The sequence below is a fragment of the Stutzerimonas xanthomarina DSM 18231 genome, from assembly GCF_900129835.1.
GTDB lineage: Bacteria > Pseudomonadota > Gammaproteobacteria > Pseudomonadales > Pseudomonadaceae > Stutzerimonas > Stutzerimonas xanthomarina.
Window position 1 is genome coordinate 22,002 of sequence record NZ_FQXA01000003.1, and the last position, 14,427, is coordinate 36,428.

General features: G+C 60.4%; 18 protein-coding genes. 9 read left to right on the forward strand and 9 right to left on the reverse strand.

Annotation, left to right across the window (positions count from 1 at the left end):
• Positions 1-11 precede the first annotated feature (11 nt).
• Together gap and BUE09_RS08035 are read left to right on the forward strand one after the other, a co-directional pair.
• A complete protein-coding gene (gap, locus tag BUE09_RS08030) occupies positions 12-1,013 on the forward strand; it encodes a type I glyceraldehyde-3-phosphate dehydrogenase (protein ID WP_073300405.1) in 1,002 nt (333 codons plus the stop codon).
• A 35-nt stretch (positions 1,014-1,048) separates the two neighbouring features.
• Positions 1,049-1,525 carry a methylglyoxal synthase gene (locus BUE09_RS08035; RefSeq protein ID WP_073300406.1) on the forward strand — a complete coding sequence of 159 codons (477 nt, stop codon included), beginning with the start codon at positions 1,049-1,051 and terminating at the stop codon, positions 1,523-1,525.
• Here the strand turns inward: BUE09_RS08035 and scpB are convergent.
• From scpB to BUE09_RS08060, 5 genes are all read right to left on the reverse strand, one after another.
• Positions 1,522-2,289, reverse strand: coding sequence for an SMC-Scp complex subunit ScpB (gene scpB, locus BUE09_RS08040; RefSeq protein ID WP_073300407.1), 768 nt, complete (start codon positions 2,287-2,289; stop codon positions 1,522-1,524). The genes BUE09_RS08035 and scpB overlap by 4 nt on opposite strands.
• On the reverse strand, positions 2,286-3,146 hold the full coding sequence (locus BUE09_RS08045) for a segregation and condensation protein A (protein WP_073300410.1): 861 nt from the start codon (positions 3,144-3,146) through the stop codon (positions 2,286-2,288). Before BUE09_RS08045 ends, scpB begins: the two co-directional genes overlap by 4 nt.
• A 66-nt stretch (positions 3,147-3,212) precedes the next feature.
• Complete coding sequence (locus BUE09_RS08050; protein WP_172830743.1) at positions 3,213-4,418, reverse strand: tryptophan--tRNA ligase; 1,206 nt, start codon at positions 4,416-4,418, stop codon at positions 3,213-3,215.
• A gap of 46 nt (positions 4,419-4,464) precedes the next feature.
• Positions 4,465-5,088 (reverse strand): L-threonylcarbamoyladenylate synthase, encoded by a 624-nt coding sequence (locus BUE09_RS08055; RefSeq protein ID WP_019341671.1) that lies wholly within the window; start codon positions 5,086-5,088, stop codon positions 4,465-4,467.
• A 13-nt stretch (positions 5,089-5,101) separates the two neighbouring features.
• Positions 5,102-5,968, reverse strand: coding sequence for a PHP domain-containing protein (locus BUE09_RS08060; protein WP_073300412.1), 867 nt, complete (start codon positions 5,966-5,968; stop codon positions 5,102-5,104).
• A gap of 172 nt (positions 5,969-6,140) precedes the next feature.
• Here BUE09_RS08060 and ispZ point away from each other — a divergent pair, with 172 nt between their 5' ends.
• The 6 genes from ispZ to BUE09_RS08090 all read left to right on the forward strand — a co-directional run bounded on the left by ispZ (position 6,141) and on the right by BUE09_RS08090 (position 10,196).
• Positions 6,141-6,722: a septation protein IspZ gene (gene ispZ, locus BUE09_RS08065; protein ID WP_073301007.1), complete on the forward strand. Its 582-nt coding sequence runs from the start codon at positions 6,141-6,143 to the stop codon at positions 6,720-6,722.
• Between the two features lie 9 nt (positions 6,723-6,731).
• Positions 6,732-7,031: a YciI family protein gene (locus BUE09_RS08070; RefSeq protein ID WP_073300414.1), complete on the forward strand. Its 300-nt coding sequence runs from the start codon at positions 6,732-6,734 to the stop codon at positions 7,029-7,031.
• Between the two features lie 99 nt (positions 7,032-7,130).
• Positions 7,131-7,526: a hypothetical protein gene (locus BUE09_RS08075; RefSeq protein WP_073300416.1), complete on the forward strand. Its 396-nt coding sequence runs from the start codon at positions 7,131-7,133 to the stop codon at positions 7,524-7,526.
• A gap of 17 nt (positions 7,527-7,543) precedes the next feature.
• Complete coding sequence (locus BUE09_RS08080) at positions 7,544-8,221, forward strand: response regulator transcription factor (RefSeq protein WP_073300418.1); 678 nt, start codon at positions 7,544-7,546, stop codon at positions 8,219-8,221.
• Positions 8,222-8,366: 145 nt separating this feature from the next.
• The gene (locus BUE09_RS08085; RefSeq protein ID WP_073301008.1) at positions 8,367-8,771 is read left to right on the forward strand and encodes a Spy/CpxP family protein refolding chaperone; all 405 of its coding nucleotides are present in this window, start codon (positions 8,367-8,369) and stop codon (positions 8,769-8,771) included.
• Between the two features lie 75 nt (positions 8,772-8,846).
• Positions 8,847-10,196 carry a sensor histidine kinase gene (locus BUE09_RS08090; protein ID WP_073300420.1) on the forward strand — a complete coding sequence of 450 codons (1,350 nt, stop codon included), beginning with the start codon at positions 8,847-8,849 and terminating at the stop codon, positions 10,194-10,196.
• A gap of 1 nt (position 10,197) precedes the next feature.
• On the opposite strand, the gene BUE09_RS08095 is transcribed toward BUE09_RS08090, so the two are convergent.
• Positions 10,198-10,764 carry a nitroreductase family protein gene (locus BUE09_RS08095; RefSeq protein ID WP_073300421.1) on the reverse strand — a complete coding sequence of 189 codons (567 nt, stop codon included), beginning with the start codon at positions 10,762-10,764 and terminating at the stop codon, positions 10,198-10,200.
• A gap of 94 nt (positions 10,765-10,858) precedes the next feature.
• Positions 10,859-11,230, reverse strand: a complete 372-nt coding sequence (locus tag BUE09_RS08100) for a YkgJ family cysteine cluster protein (protein WP_073300423.1) — start codon at positions 11,228-11,230, stop codon at positions 10,859-10,861.
• 189 nt (positions 11,231-11,419) lie between these two features.
• Here BUE09_RS08100 and BUE09_RS08105 point away from each other — a divergent pair, with 189 nt between their 5' ends.
• The gene (locus BUE09_RS08105; RefSeq protein WP_073300425.1) at positions 11,420-12,871 is read left to right on the forward strand and encodes a TrkH family potassium uptake protein; all 1,452 of its coding nucleotides are present in this window, start codon (positions 11,420-11,422) and stop codon (positions 12,869-12,871) included.
• Positions 12,872-12,876: 5 nt separating this feature from the next.
• On the opposite strand, the gene BUE09_RS08110 is transcribed toward BUE09_RS08105, so the two are convergent.
• Both BUE09_RS08110 and BUE09_RS08115 read right to left on the reverse strand, forming a co-directional pair.
• Positions 12,877-13,317: a nucleoside deaminase gene (locus BUE09_RS08110; protein WP_073300427.1), complete on the reverse strand. Its 441-nt coding sequence runs from the start codon at positions 13,315-13,317 to the stop codon at positions 12,877-12,879.
• Between the two features lie 47 nt (positions 13,318-13,364).
• Positions 13,365-14,294: a DUF808 domain-containing protein gene (locus tag BUE09_RS08115; protein ID WP_073300429.1), complete on the reverse strand. Its 930-nt coding sequence runs from the start codon at positions 14,292-14,294 to the stop codon at positions 13,365-13,367.
• Positions 14,295-14,427 lie beyond the last annotated feature (133 nt).

Consider the following 14,427-nt stretch of genomic DNA (forward strand, 5'->3'; position numbering starts at 1 on the left):
GGAACCTCGTTATGACTATTCGCATCGCCATCAACGGCTTCGGCCGTATCGGACGCAACGTCCTTCGTGCCCTGTACAGCCAGAGCTATCGCGAGCACTTGCAGGTCGTGGCGATCAACGACCTCGGCAGCCCGGCGATGAACGCCCACCTGTTGCAGTACGACAGCGTCCATGGCCATTTCGACGCAAAGGTTGAAGTAGCGGACAACCAGCTGCGGGTCAACGGTGACCCGATTGCCGTGACGGCGATCCGCAATCCTGCCGAGCTGCCGTGGCGCCAGCACAACGTCGATGTGGTGTTTGAGTGTACCGGGCTGTTCACCTCCCGCGAAAAAGCCAGCGCGCATCTACAGGCCGGTGCCGGCAAAGTGATCATTTCTGCCCCGGCATCCAACGTTGACGCCACCATCGTTTACGGCGTTAACCATGACACATTGCGTCAGTCGCACCAGATCATCTCCAACGCCTCCTGTACTACCAACTGCCTGGCGCCGGTTGCCCAGGCGCTGTCGCGCGAATACGGCATCGAACACGGCCTGATGACCACCATCCATGCCTATACCAATGACCAAAACCTGTCGGACGTCTATCACAGCGACCCGTTCCGAGCGCGCTCAGCAACCCAGTCGATGATCCCGACCAAGACTGGCGCCGCGGAAGCGGTGGGTCTGGTTCTGCCAGAGCTAGCTGGCAAGCTGACCGGCATGGCCGTGCGCGTTCCGGTGATCAACGTCTCGCTGGTCGACCTGACGCTTGAGCTGGGCCGCGAGACCACCGCTGAGGAAGTCAACGCACTGATGCTCGACGCCAGTCAGCGTTCGCCGATCCTGGCGTGCAACTCTTTGCCGCTGGTTTCCTGCGACTTCAACCACAACCCGATGTCCTCGATCCTCGACACCAACCACACCAAGGTTAGCGGACGCCTGTTGAAAGTGATGGCCTGGTATGACAACGAGTGGGGTTTTTCCAACCGGATGCTCGACACATGCCGCGCGCTGCACGAAGCGTCGTAAGATTTGCAGCCCACCCCCTGTTTTCAAGGAAGAGCATGAACCGCATCGATTTTGTGAGCGCGACACTCCCGGCCCGCAAACGTATCGCACTGGTCGCGCACGATCACTGCAAGGAGCGTCTGCTGGCCTGGGCTGAGCGGCAGAAATCAAAACTGGAGCCACATGAGTTGCTGGCCACCGGGACCACGGGATTGCTACTCGAACGGCGCTTGAAGTTGCCGGTCGAGTGCATGATCAGCGGCCCGCTGGGCGGTGACCAGCAGATTGGCGCACGTATTGCCGAGCGCCGGATCGACATGCTGGTGTTCTTCTGGGACCCCTTCGAGCCACAACCGCATGACCCGGATGTGAAGGCCCTTCTACGGGTCGCAGCAGTGTGGAACATTCCACTGGCAGCCAACGAAAGCAGCGCTGACTACCTGCTATCCAGTCCTCTGCTGGACCAGGCGCATACGCTGAGCATTCCGAACTACGCCAGTTACCTGGCAGACCGTCAAACAGCGGATCACTAGTAGCGGCGGTCTTCGTCCGAAACGGGTTGATCTTCCTCACGCTCAGTTTCGTCACGCAGGTCGTCAAAATCGGTCTTCAATCCGGTTTCCATGCTATCCAGCTCGGCCAGCAGGCTGCGGAAACTGGTTTGTTCACGCGGCGTCTCCGGCTCCCCTTCGAGATCGGCGCGCGCCTGCAGCGCCGCTGGCACCGGAGCCTCTTCGACATCGACCTGCTGGGGTTCGGGCTCCATTTCACGCAAGACTGCCAGAGGGGGCAGCTCGTCGAGGTTCTTCAGATTGAAATGATCGAGGAATTGCTTGGTAGTGGCGAACATGGCCGGTCGCCCTGGCACATCGCGATGACCGACCACCCGCACCCACTCCCGCTCCAGGAGCGTCTTCACGATCTGACTGTTGACCGCCACCCCGCGAATATCCTCGATCTCGCCCCGGGTGATTGGCTGGCGGTAGGCGATCAATACCAGCGTCTCCAGAAATGCTCGGGAATAACGCTGCGGTCGCTCTTCCCACAGCCGGCCCACCCAGGGCGAAAAACGCTCGCGCACCTGCAGGCGATAACCACTGGCGACTTCTTTCAGTTCGAACGCTCGCCCCTTGCATGACTTGTCCAGCACCTCGAGTGCCTTGCGCAGCAAGCTGGGGGACGGCCGCTCAAGTTCATCGAACAGCTCGGCCATTCGCTCAATCGACATCGGCTTGCCGGAGGCCAACAAGAAGGCTTCAAGCAGCGAGGCAAGATCCTTGGGATCGGACAGATTCACAGGCTCGGCTCCCGTAGCTCTTCCAGCTGCAACGCGGACTCATCGCTGCGGGCCCTGACATGAATCGGTGCGAACGGCTCGTTCTGCACCAGCTCGACCAGCGATTCCTTGATCAGCTCAAGCACCGCCATGAAGGTCACCACCACACCGAGTCGTCCCTCCTCGGCGGTAAACAGCGCAACAAACGGTACAAAGCCTCCGCCCTTGAGCCGCTCGAGCACATCGCTCATGCGCTCGCGGGTCGACAGCGTCTCACGCGTGACCTGATGGCTTTCGAACATGTCGGCACGACGCAACACCTCCGCCATGGAAATCAACAATTCCTCCAGGCTGACCTGAGGCAGCAGCTTGCGCGCGCGAGCTTCAGGTGCGTCGAGTTTCGGCACGTGAAGATCACGACCCACCCGCGGCAGCTGGTCGATATCTTCCGACGCCGCCTTGAACCGCTCGTACTCCTGAAGCCTACGGATCAACTCGGCACGCGGATCGAGTTCGTCCTCCTCCACCTCGGCCGAGCGAGGTAGCAGCATGCGCGACTTGATCTCAGCCAGCATGGCCGCCATCACCAGATATTCGGCCGCCAGCTCCAGGCGCACGGCCTTCATCAACTCGACATAGCCCATGTACTGACGAGTGATTTCCGCGACGGGGATATCGAGAATATCGATGTTCTGCTTGCGGATCAGGTAGAGCAGCAAATCCAGCGGCCCCTCGAATGCCTCGAGGAACACCTCCAGCGCATCCGGGGGAATATAGAGATCCTGCGGCAGGTTATTGAAAGCCTCGCCGTAGACCAGCGCCAGCCGCAGCTGCTCGCCGGGCGCCTTGATGATCGCCTCGGCCTGGGTGTCCTGCATGCTCTCTCCGAAACGAACAAATAGTGGAAGCGGCGACTGCCTCAACAGGCTGTACGCACGATGGCTCTAGCGGTAATTCAGACCCATGGCCTGCCGCACGACGACCAGCGTTTCGCGTGCTTCGTCGCGGGCCTGTTCAGCGCCCTCGGCCAATATGCTGCGCACCAGATCCGGGTTCGACTCGTAGTCTTGGGCCCGCTCCTGCAGCGGGGTCAGCTCAAGCTTGATTGCATCGATGAGGGGTGCTTTGCACTCCAGGCAGCCAATACCGGCGGTGCGGCAGCCCTGTTCAGCCCACTGACAGATGTCTTCTGCCGAATGCGCCTGGTGCATTTGCCATACCGGGCAGCGCGTCGGCTCACCCGGATCGTGGCGATGAACGCGTGCCGGATCGGTTGGCATGCGCTTGATTTTTTCATCAACCTCGTCCGGCGTGTCGCGCAGAAAGATGGAGTTACTAGACGACTTGGCCATTTTGCCGCCATCCAGACCCGACACCCTGGGTGAATCGCTGAGCAGTGCCTGCGGCTCTGGCAGCAACAACCTGCCACTCCCCTCCAGATAACCAAACAGGCGCTCCTGGTCGCCAATGGTAATGGTCTGCTGATCCTTGAGCAGCGCGCGGGCGGTGTTCAGCGCTTCGAGATCACCTTGTTCCTGGTAGCTCTTGCGCAGACTGGCGTAGAGCTTGGAGCTTTTCTTGCCAAGCTTGCGTATCGCCGCTTCGGCCTTGACCTCGAAATCCCCTTCGCTGCCATACAGGTGGTTGAAACGCCTGGCGACATCGCGGGCGAACTCGATATGCGGCAACTGATCGGCGCCAACGGGCACGACACCGGCGCGATAGGCGAGGATGTCCGCGGCCTGCAACAACGGATAACCGAGAAAGCCGTAAGTGCCGAGATCCTTGTGCTGCGAATCGAGCTGCAGCTCCTTGTAGGACGGTACGCGCTCCAGCCACGCCAAGGGACAGATCATCGAAAGCAGAAGGTGCAGCTCGGCGTGTTCGGGTACCTGGGACTGGACGAACAAGGTGGCAGAGCTCGGGCTTACGCCGGCTGCCAGCCAATCGATTGCCATTTCCTGGACGTTGCGCGCGATACCGGCGCCTGCAGCGTAGTCAGTGGTCAATGCATGCCAGTCAACGATGCTGAAAAAACACTGGTATTCATGCTGCATCCTGACCCAGCTCTTCAACACGCCGTGATAGTGACCAAGGTGGAGGCGGCCGCTAGGCCGCATTCCGGAGACTACGCGTCGCTGCGAATCCATGGCGCTCAAAAGGGTTTCCTTCGTGGGTTTGAAAAAGGTGAACGGTTCAGCCGGCGAACGGTGCAGGATCGCCGCAGCCAACCCGCACCACTTCCGGGTCGCCATCCACCAGGCTGATGACGGTTGACGCTTCGACGCCACCGTAACCGCCGTCGATGATCAGGTCTACCTGATGCTCCAGTGCATCGCGCATTTCGTAAGGGTCGCTCATCGGCTCGGTTTGACCGGGCAGGATCAGGCTGACGCTCATCAATGGCTCCCCCAGTTCGGCGAGCAACGCCTGGGCGATCGGCTGTGCAGGTACGCGCAGGCCAATGGTACGGCGCTTTGGATGCAGCAGCATTCGCGGCACCTCCCGCGTGGCACTGAGAATGATGGTGTATGGCCCCGGAAGATGTGTCTTGAGCAAGCGGAAAGCGGCGGTATCCACCTTGGCGAACAGTCCCAGTTGGGATAGGTCGCGGCAGACCAGGGTGAAGTTATGCTTATCGTCCAACTGACGCAGCCGCCGAATCCGCTCAATGCCGGTTTTGTTTCCCATCGAGCAACCCACAGCATAAGAAGAGTCCGTGGGGTAAACCACCACTCCGCCGCTGCGAATGATCTCTACGGCCTGCTTGATCAGCCTGGCCTGTGGGTTGTCCGGGTGTATCTGAAAAAACTGGCTCATGGGAACTCCCTGTTCAGCGGGCCACAGACTCGCCGGGTTCATGATCGAAAGACCTCCACAGTGGTCGCAAGTCGTCAGGCAGAGTTCGATACATCCCCAACTCCGACCAGTCGCCCGGCGCATGGAAATCACTGCCGATGCTGGCCATCAGACCAAACTCCCGCGCCAGAATCGATAAGCCGCCGACCTGCTCCAACGGCTGCATGCCGTTAACCACTTCCAGCGCATGGCCGCCCGCCTGGGCGAATTCGCTCACCAGCCGACGTCGTTTGCTACGGGTGAAATCGTACTGCCATGGGTGCGCAAGACTGATCCAGGCGCCGGCATCACGCAAGGTACTCACGGTCTGCTCAAGCGTCGGCCAATGCTGCTTGACGTCGCCCAGCTTCCCCGAACCAAGCCACTTGCGAAACGCTTCGGCGCGGTCGCGTACGTGGCCGGCACGCACAAGGTAATCAGCAAAATGCGGGCGCGCGGGCGCGTTGCCACTGTCACCCAACTCTTGCTGAACCGCCCGTGCGCCCGCCAGCGCACCCGGCATCCCTTTCGCCTCCAGGCGCTGAGCAATCGTCTCGGCGCGCTGCCACCGGCCCGCGTGCAAATCGGCGATGGCCTGCTGCAGCGCAACCGCATCGCGGCGAAACGCATAACCAAGCACATGGATGGTGGCGCCGTTCCAGACACAGGACAGCTCGATGCCATTGACTAGCCGGACACCGAGGGAATCAGCAGCGGCGCGCGCCTCATCGAGCCCTTCGAGGGTGTCGTGATCGGTCAGGGCAAGCAGCTCGATCCCGCGCGCATGGGCTCGCTGCACCAGCACGCCAGGCGCGAGCACTCCGTCTGAGGCGGTGCTATGGCAATGCAGATCAACAATCATTCGGGACAAATTCTCCAAAGGGGAGTACAGCGTGTGACCGTCAGCGCCAGCGCTCGTGCCGTCGTTGAGTTTGCCAAGCTTGCGCAATGTCCTGGAAACGGCAGGCGGACAACGTTCCGCCAAAAGCGCGGTTTGTTATTATGCCGGGCACATCTGCCCTCTGGCGCGCCTCGTGAAACAAATCATCGACTTCGTTCCTCTGCTGCTGTTCTTCATCGCCTACAAAGTCGAGCCTGCCACGGTAGAATTCGGAGGCTTCAGCCTAGGCGTTGGGGGCATATTCAGCGCAACAGCAGTGCTAATTATCAGCTCTGTCATTATCTACGGCGTTTTGTTCGTCCATCAGCGCCGGCTCGAAAAGAACCAGTCGCTGACATTGGCAGCTTGCCTGTTGTTCGGCGGGTTGACCTTGGCGTTGCACAGCGAAGCGATTCTCAAGTGGAAAGCACCCGTACTCAATTGGCTGTTCGCCCTGGCATTTACCGCTAGCCACTTCATCGGCGACAAGCCACTGATCCAGCGGATGATGGGCCATGCCGTCCGCTTGCCGGCAGCGCAGTGGTCGCAGCTCAATGTCGCCTGGATCCTGTTCTTTCTCGTCTGCGGCTTTGCGAATCTCTTCGTTGCCTTCGTCTATCCCTCGATCTGGGTAGACTTCAAGGTCTTCGGCAGTCTCGCTCTGACGCTACTGTTCATGGCTGGCCAGGCGCTTTATCTGGTGCGCCACATGCAACCCGAACCTGAAGAATCCTAGGAGATCATCATGCTCTACGCCATTATCGCTACTGATGTACCCAACTCGCTGCGAGACCGTTTGGCCTCGCGCCCTGCGCACCTGGCACGTCTCGACCAGCTCAAAAGCGAAGGCCGACTCGTTCTGGCTGGCCCACATCCGGCAGTGGACAGCAACGACCCGGGCGCGGCCGGCTTTACCGGCAGCCTGGTTGTCGCCGAATTCGACTCGCTGCAGACTGCAGAACAGTGGGCTGCGGCCGATCCATACAAAGCCGCGGGCGTCTATGGCGATGTCATCGTCAAACCGTTCAAACAGGTCTACCCCTGATTTGATCGGCTGAAATTCGCCATACAGCTGCTGGTGCTGGGCCGTCGCTCTGCCACGGCCAAGCACAAAGTTAAAAACGTTGAGGAAAAAGGAGTTCCGATGCGCCAAAGTTCGCTGTCCCTGCTGCTTGTTCTAGGTCTCGCCACCCCCTCGCTGCAGGCTGAAGAAGCTCCCATTGAGCCGCCCGCTGAGCGGCAGGTCGAACTGGAGCACCGCCTCAGTGAAAATCAACAGCAACGCGAGGCGATCAGGGAAAACCTCGACGCCGCGGCCAGTGCAGCAGGCCAGGCCCAGCTGTTAAGACTGCGCCAGGAAAACCAACGACTGCGCCTACAGCTTGAACAAGAGCAAGAGCAAGCGCAAACGCAGGTGCAGCTACCACTGCTCAACGACCAGCAACAATGGTTCGCGGTCGGCGGTGGAGTTGGCGTGCTGGGCTTTCTGCTTGGCGTCCTGACTACCCGCGGCCGCCGTCGTCGGCAATGGCTGAACTGAATCGACACGAGCGAACCATGAGCGAACTGCTACTGATAGACGACGACCAGGAGCTCTGCGAGCTACTGGTCAGCTGGCTGGCCCAGGAAGGCTTTGTCGCCCGTGCCTGCCATGACGGTCAGAGCGCCCGCGCTGCGTTGGCCGAACACCAACCCGCAGCAGTCGTGCTCGACGTAATGCTGCCTGACGGCAGTGGATTGGACCTGTTGAAGCAACTGCGCAGCGAGCATCCCGACCTGCCGGTATTGATGCTTTCTGGCCGCGGCGAGCCACTCGACCGTATTCTCGGGCTGGAGCTGGGTGCGGACGATTATCTTGCCAAACCCTGTGATCCACGCGAACTGACCGCTCGCCTGAAGGCCGTTCTGCGCCGCAGCCAGCCGGCCAGCGCACCGACACAGTTGGAGTTAGGCGATCTCTGGTACAGCCCCGCGCGTGGCGTGGCCAGCGTTGGCAATCATGAGGTCACGCTTACCCTTTCCGAAGGACGCATCCTCGAAGCACTCCTCAGCCAGCCAGGCGAACCGCTGGAAAAACAGGCATTGGCGCAACTGGCCCTGGGCCGCAAGCTCACTCTCTACGACCGCAGCCTGGACATGCACGTCAGCAACCTGCGCCGCAAGCTCGGCCCCCATCCAGACGGCCGCCAGCGCATCGTCGCCTTGCGCAGCCGTGGCTACCTTTACGCATCCTGACCGGCCTTTACCCAGCCTTTACCCAGCCCTGACCGCCCTTGACCTTGCGCGCCCTAGACTGAGCTCATCCGGTCAGAAGCCAACTGAGGCGCCCTCGACAGGCGCCCGACCGGTGACCGGTTTCGATCTCAAGGAGAAACTCATGATGCGCAAAACGCTAATCACAGTACTGTTCGCCGCCACCCTGCCCACCATTGCCATGGCCATGCCAGACGATGGCCAGCGCCATCATGGTGGTAAGCACTCGCCCTTCGAGCAGCTCGACCTGACCAAGGAGCAACGGAACGAGATGCGCCAACTGATGGGTGAGCAGATGAAAAGTCATCGCGAGATCACTCAGCAGTACCTGGGCAAGCTGCCCGAAGCCGAACGCAAAGCCATGCAGGAAGAGCTGAAAGCCAGCCAGGAAAAAACTCAAAAGCAGATACGTGATCTACTCAAGCCTGAACAGCAGAAGAAGTTCGACGAGCTACACAAGAAGATGGCAGCCAAGCGTGCCGACCGCGCTGAGTTCCAGCAGTGGAAAGCCGAACGCGATCAGAACAACTGATCCACACACCCAGCAAACCCGCCCGGCACGCCCCTGGCCTGGAGCGTACCGGGTTTTCCTTGGAGTATCTGACCGGTGCGATCACTGTTCTGGCGCATCCTCGCCACCTTTTGGCTAGCCATTGCGCTGGTAGCAGGCTTGGCCATGCTACTTGGTCATGCGCTCAACCAGGACACATGGATTCTCAACCGTCACCCTGGCGTCAGCGGCCTGGCGGAAGTATGGACCAAGGTTTATGAGCGCCAGGGGCCAATCACTGCACAGTTTCTTCTCGAGCGGCACCGCAACCGCTACGGGGTCGATGTTCAGGTTCTGGCTGAGAACGGCCAACCGATTATTCGCGGCACTTTCCCGGCTCGCGCCGCTGCTTTCGAAGCACGTCAGGAACACCGTGACGGTCGCCTACCCTGGCGACGGCTGACCACCGACTACACCAGCCCCGAGACCGGTAATACCTACCTGTTCATCTATCGCATCCCCAATCAAGAGTTGCAGGCCTGGCACCGAGGCAGCCTGTTCTGGCCACTGAGCGCGCTGGCCATCGCCTTAATAGTCCTGACTGGATTCAGCCTGTTACTGACCCTTTCCATTACCCGTCCGCTCGATCGACTTCGCGGCGCTGTTCACGACCTTGGCCAAACCACCTACCAGCAAAATTCACTGGCGCGCCTCGCAACGCGACGCGACGAACTGGGCGTGCTTGCCAAGGATTTCAACCGCATGGGCGCTCGGCTGCAAAGCCTGATCGGCAGCCAGCGACAACTGCTGCGTGACGTTTCTCACGAGCTGCGTTCGCCGCTGGCACGCCTGCGCATAGCATTGGCACTGGCGGAGCGGGCCACGCCGGCCGAACGTGAGGTCATCTGGCCTCGGCTGGCCAAGGAGTGTGATCGTCTGGAAGCCCTGATTAGCGAGATTCTAGAGCTCGCGAGGCTGGACGCCGACCCAGGGGCGCCGAACCCCATCAACTTGCGCTCGATATTCGAGCAGCTTGAGGAGAATGCTCGCATCGTCTCGCCCAATCAGCGCATCGACAGCTACGTCGAAACCGAAGCCCAACTGCAAGGCTGGCCGGACATGCTCGAGCGCGCGCTGGACAACCTGTTACGCAACGCGCTGCGCTTCAACCCTGAAGGCGCGCCGATAGAGCTGCGAGCCAGCAGCGACACGCAGCACCTGCTGCTGAGCATCCGCGACCAAGGGCCTGGAGTCGACGAGGCCCATCTCGCGCAACTGAGCGAACCCTTCTTCCGCGCACCGGGACAAACCACCGCTGGACACGGCTTAGGGCTGGCGATTGCCCGCCGAGCCGCCGAACGGCATAACGGCGAGCTTCTGCTGGGCAATCACCCGGACGGCGGTTTCATCGCCACATTGAAGCTGCCACTGAACCCAGCTATCGAGAATCTGCAATACGCGGAGTGACCTAGCGTGCGCCGGTCCACTCACTCACAAAATGCTGCGGTTCTACGTCCGGCGGGGTCCGCAGAGTCCCCTCCGGGGAGCCGGTGTAGATGAACCCCAGGATCTGCTCATCACCGGTCAATCCCAGCGCTTTGGCCAGATACGGGTCGTAAGCGAAATCACCTGTACGCCAGACGGCGCCAAGACCTTGCGCATGCGCAGCCAGCAACAAGCCGTGTGCAGCACATGACACAGCCAGCACCTGCTCGGAAGCAGGCACCTTCGGGTGCGGCTGCACATGCGCAATGACCACCACCAGCAGCGGCGCGCGCAACGGCATCTTGCGGGCTTTCAGCAAGGCATCATCGCTCGCCTCAGGCAAGCGCACACGCAGCGACTCAGCCATCAACTTGCCCAACTGCTCGCGGGCTTCGCCCTGAATGGTCAGGAACCGCCAAGGACGCAGCTGGCCGTGGTCCGGCGCGCGCAAGGCAGCACGAAACATCACGTCCAGCTGAGCCGACGTTGGCGCAGGATCGGTAAGCCGCGTGACAGACACGCGCTTGAGCAACAGGTCGAGAGCTTCCATCCGACTACCTCCGAAAACGAATCGGACATTCTAGAGCCCCGAGCCGTTCGTTTGGCAGTGGTAGCGTGGCAATCGCCACGCTGGCTGGTTCGTCTTACGCCACTCGATCAGGCGAAAGCTGCGGCTCCAGTGGCGGCATCAGCGGCGGCAACCCATGGGCGGCCCGAGCCGTGTCGCAATGCGCATTGTGCTGACCATCTACCCAAGAGGCCTCGAATTCGCGGCAGGTACTCGAACGTTGCTCATACAGGGTGCAGCGCACGCCACATCCCACGTCGCCCATCAAGCCTACACAACGCGCCGGCTTGGCTTCCGTCCCGAGCATGGCGACGTGAAACGGACTGACCTGCACGGTTGCGCTGTCGGGAACTGCACCACCGGATGAGGCGCATTCGCCCCAAAAGAAAGACACACGAAAATACGCGCAGCAGGCGCCGCACGTGAGGCAGGGATTGTCGATGGACATGGGAGCTGAACACTCAGAAACCGGCAAAGGGCCGGCACCGGGCGGCTATTCTATTCATCGCAGCGAACTTGGGAAGAGGCCTACAGGGCGCCCGGTAAAAGATTTTTCTGCACGCCGATCGCCGGTTTACTGCCGCAGCGACAGGGGTAGAATGGCGACCTCAATTTTCGAGCCGAGCAGCAAACACACATGGCCTTGCCGACCCTGCGCATCATCGGTTTCATTCTCGGCATTTTTCTGATCACACTCGCAGTCAGCATGGTCATTCCGATGATCACGCTGTTCGCCTTTGATCGCACCGACGATCTGCAAGCGTTTCTCTGGGCCAGCCTGATCACCTTCGGCTGCGGTTTTGCACTGGTTGCCCCCGGCCGCCCAGCCAATACAAATCTGCGTCCGCGCGACATGTATTTCCTGACTACCGTCAGTTGGGTGATCGTGTGCTGCTTCGCCGCCCTGCCGCTCATGCTCATTCAACACATCAGCTATACCGATGCGTTCTTCGAAACCATGTCCGGTATCACCACTACCGGTGCGACCGTGCTCTCGGGACTCGACAGTGCGTCACCGGGCCTGCTTATTTGGCGATCACTGCTGCATTGGCTTGGCGGCATTGGATTCATCGGCATGGCCGTGGCCATTCTGCCGCTGCTACGCGTTGGTGGTATGCGGCTGTTCCAGACCGAATCCTCCGATTGGTCAGAAAAAGTCATGCCGCGTTCGCACATGGCCGGCAAGTACCTGATCGTTATCTACCTTGCGTTTACGCTGGCAGCCTTCGTTGCATTCTGGCTGGCAGGAATGAGCGGGTTCGATGCGATCAACCATGCGATGTCCACCGTCGCAACCGGCGGCTATTCGACCTCCGACGCGTCGCTTGGCAAATTCGGTCCAGCCACGCACTGGGTCGCAATCGTCTTCATGATTTTGGGCAGTTTGCCGTTCACCCTGTACGTGGCCACCGCTCGTGGCGACCGTCGGGCGCTGTTTGGGGATCAGCAGGTTCGTGGGTTTCTGGTAATGCTCGCCGGAACGAGCCTGTTATTCAGTCTGTGGTATTGGTTCAAACACGATGACAATCTTCTCGACTCGCTGCGGATCGTGACATTCAGCGTTGTATCGGTCATCACGACCACCGGTTATGCGGTGAGTGACTACACCCAATGGGGTGGGTTCGCAGTCATGGTGTTCTTCTATCTCACATTCCTCGGCGGTTGCTCGGGGTCAACCTCCGGCGGCCTGAAGATGTTTCGTTTTCAGGTCGCTTACACCCTGCTGCGCTCGAACCTGAAGCAACTAGTCCACCCACGCGCAGTGATCCGCCAGCAGTACAACGGGCATAACCTCGACGAGGAAATTGTTCGTTCGATTCTGACCTTTTCTTTCTTTATCACCATGACGATCGGCGTACTTGCGCTATGCCTGGCGCTGCTTGGCCTGGATCCGATCACCGCGCTTACTGGCGCGGCTTCAGCGGTGTGTAACGTGGGTCCCGGCCTCGGACCGATCATCGGTCCGGCCGGCAATTTTTCCACCTTGCCGGATTCCGCAAAATGGCTGCTGTCGTTCGGCATGTTGCTGGGCCGGCTGGAAATCATCACCGTGCTGGTAATGCTGACCCCTTCATTCTGGCGCCACTGACCGGATCAGGTTTCGCCGATGTCCTCGTTCCACAGTTCGGGGCTTTCGGCGATAAAGCCGCGCATCATCTCAACACAGCGTGCCTCCTGCAGCACTTCGACCTCAACACCGCGGCCACGTAGGAGCAGCTCCTCGCCCATGAAGGTCCGATTCTCACCGATCACGACCTTGGGTATGCCGTACAGCAGGATCGCCCCGCTGCACATGGGACAGGGCGACAGCGTAGTATAGAGGATCGACTCGGCGTAGACGCTGGCCGGTTGCCGACCAGCGTTTTCGAAGGCGTCCATCTCCCCGTGCAGCACCGCGCTGCCCTGCTGAACGCGCCGGTTGTGGCCGCGGCCAATGATTCGACCCCGGTGGACGATTACCGACCCGATCGGAATGCCACCCTCGGCGAGTCCCTTCTCCGCTTCCTCGATCGCTGCCTGCATGAATTCGTTCATTCACTGCGCTCCTTCGGTCTTGTTAGCCAGATAGTAATGGTTCGTCATCAGGCGGCTTCGGAGCGGCGCTTGAACAGCCGCTTGCCCAGCTCGACGCATGCAAACACCAGACCGCCGGCCAATATACCGAAGGCGGCGTCCAGCAGCGTCGGCAACAGCCCGGCCAGAACCGAGCCGATGTACGGCAGCGCAACCGTGTGCTCTGCGCTGTTCTCGATGAAGTGGTGAATGGCCTTGAAGCCGTGGGTCAGGATGCCGCCGCCGACCATGAACATCGCGGCCGTGCCAATCACCGACAAAGATTTCATCAACCAGGGCGCAACCGTGAGAATGCCGCGGCCTATCGATTGCGCCACAGAACTGGTGCGTTTGCTAAGCGCCAGGCCGGCGTCGTCGAGTTTGACGATGCCGGCAACCAAACCGTAGACGCCAATGGTCATGATGATTGCGATACCTGCGAGCACGGCAATCTGCTCGACGAAGCTCGCAGCAGCGACCGTACCCAGCGTGATGGCGATGATCTCGGCGGACAGGATGAAATCGGTGCGTACCGCGCCGCTGATCTTGTCGCGCTCGAACGCCACCATGTCGACGTTCTCATCGGCTAACGCCTGCATTTGCTGCGCATGATGGTCCTGATCGCGGTGCAGGAACCGGTGCGCCAGCTTCTCAAACCCTTCGAAACAGAGAAATGCGCCGCCCAACATCAGCAGCGGCGTGACGGCCCAGGGAATGAACGCGCTGATCAGCAGCGCAGCGGGCACCAAAATCAGCTTGTTGCGCATGGACCCCTTGGCCACGGCCCAGACCACAGGCAGCTCGCGGTCCGCATTGACGCCGGTAACCTGCTGAGCATTGAGTGCAAGATCGTCTCCGAGCACGCCGGCGGTTTTCTTCGCTGCGACCTTGGTCATCAGGGAAACGTCGTCCAGAATCGAAGCGATATCGTCGATCAGGGCAAGAAGGCTACTGGCCAATGCGGGTCATCCTTTGGGTATCGGCAAGAAAACGGCGCAGGTGCGCCACGCTCATATATGTGCAAGCTAAGGCTATGACAGGAAAGCACAAGTTCCGCGTGCTCCATTTCATCGCTGTGCGCGGTGTTTACGG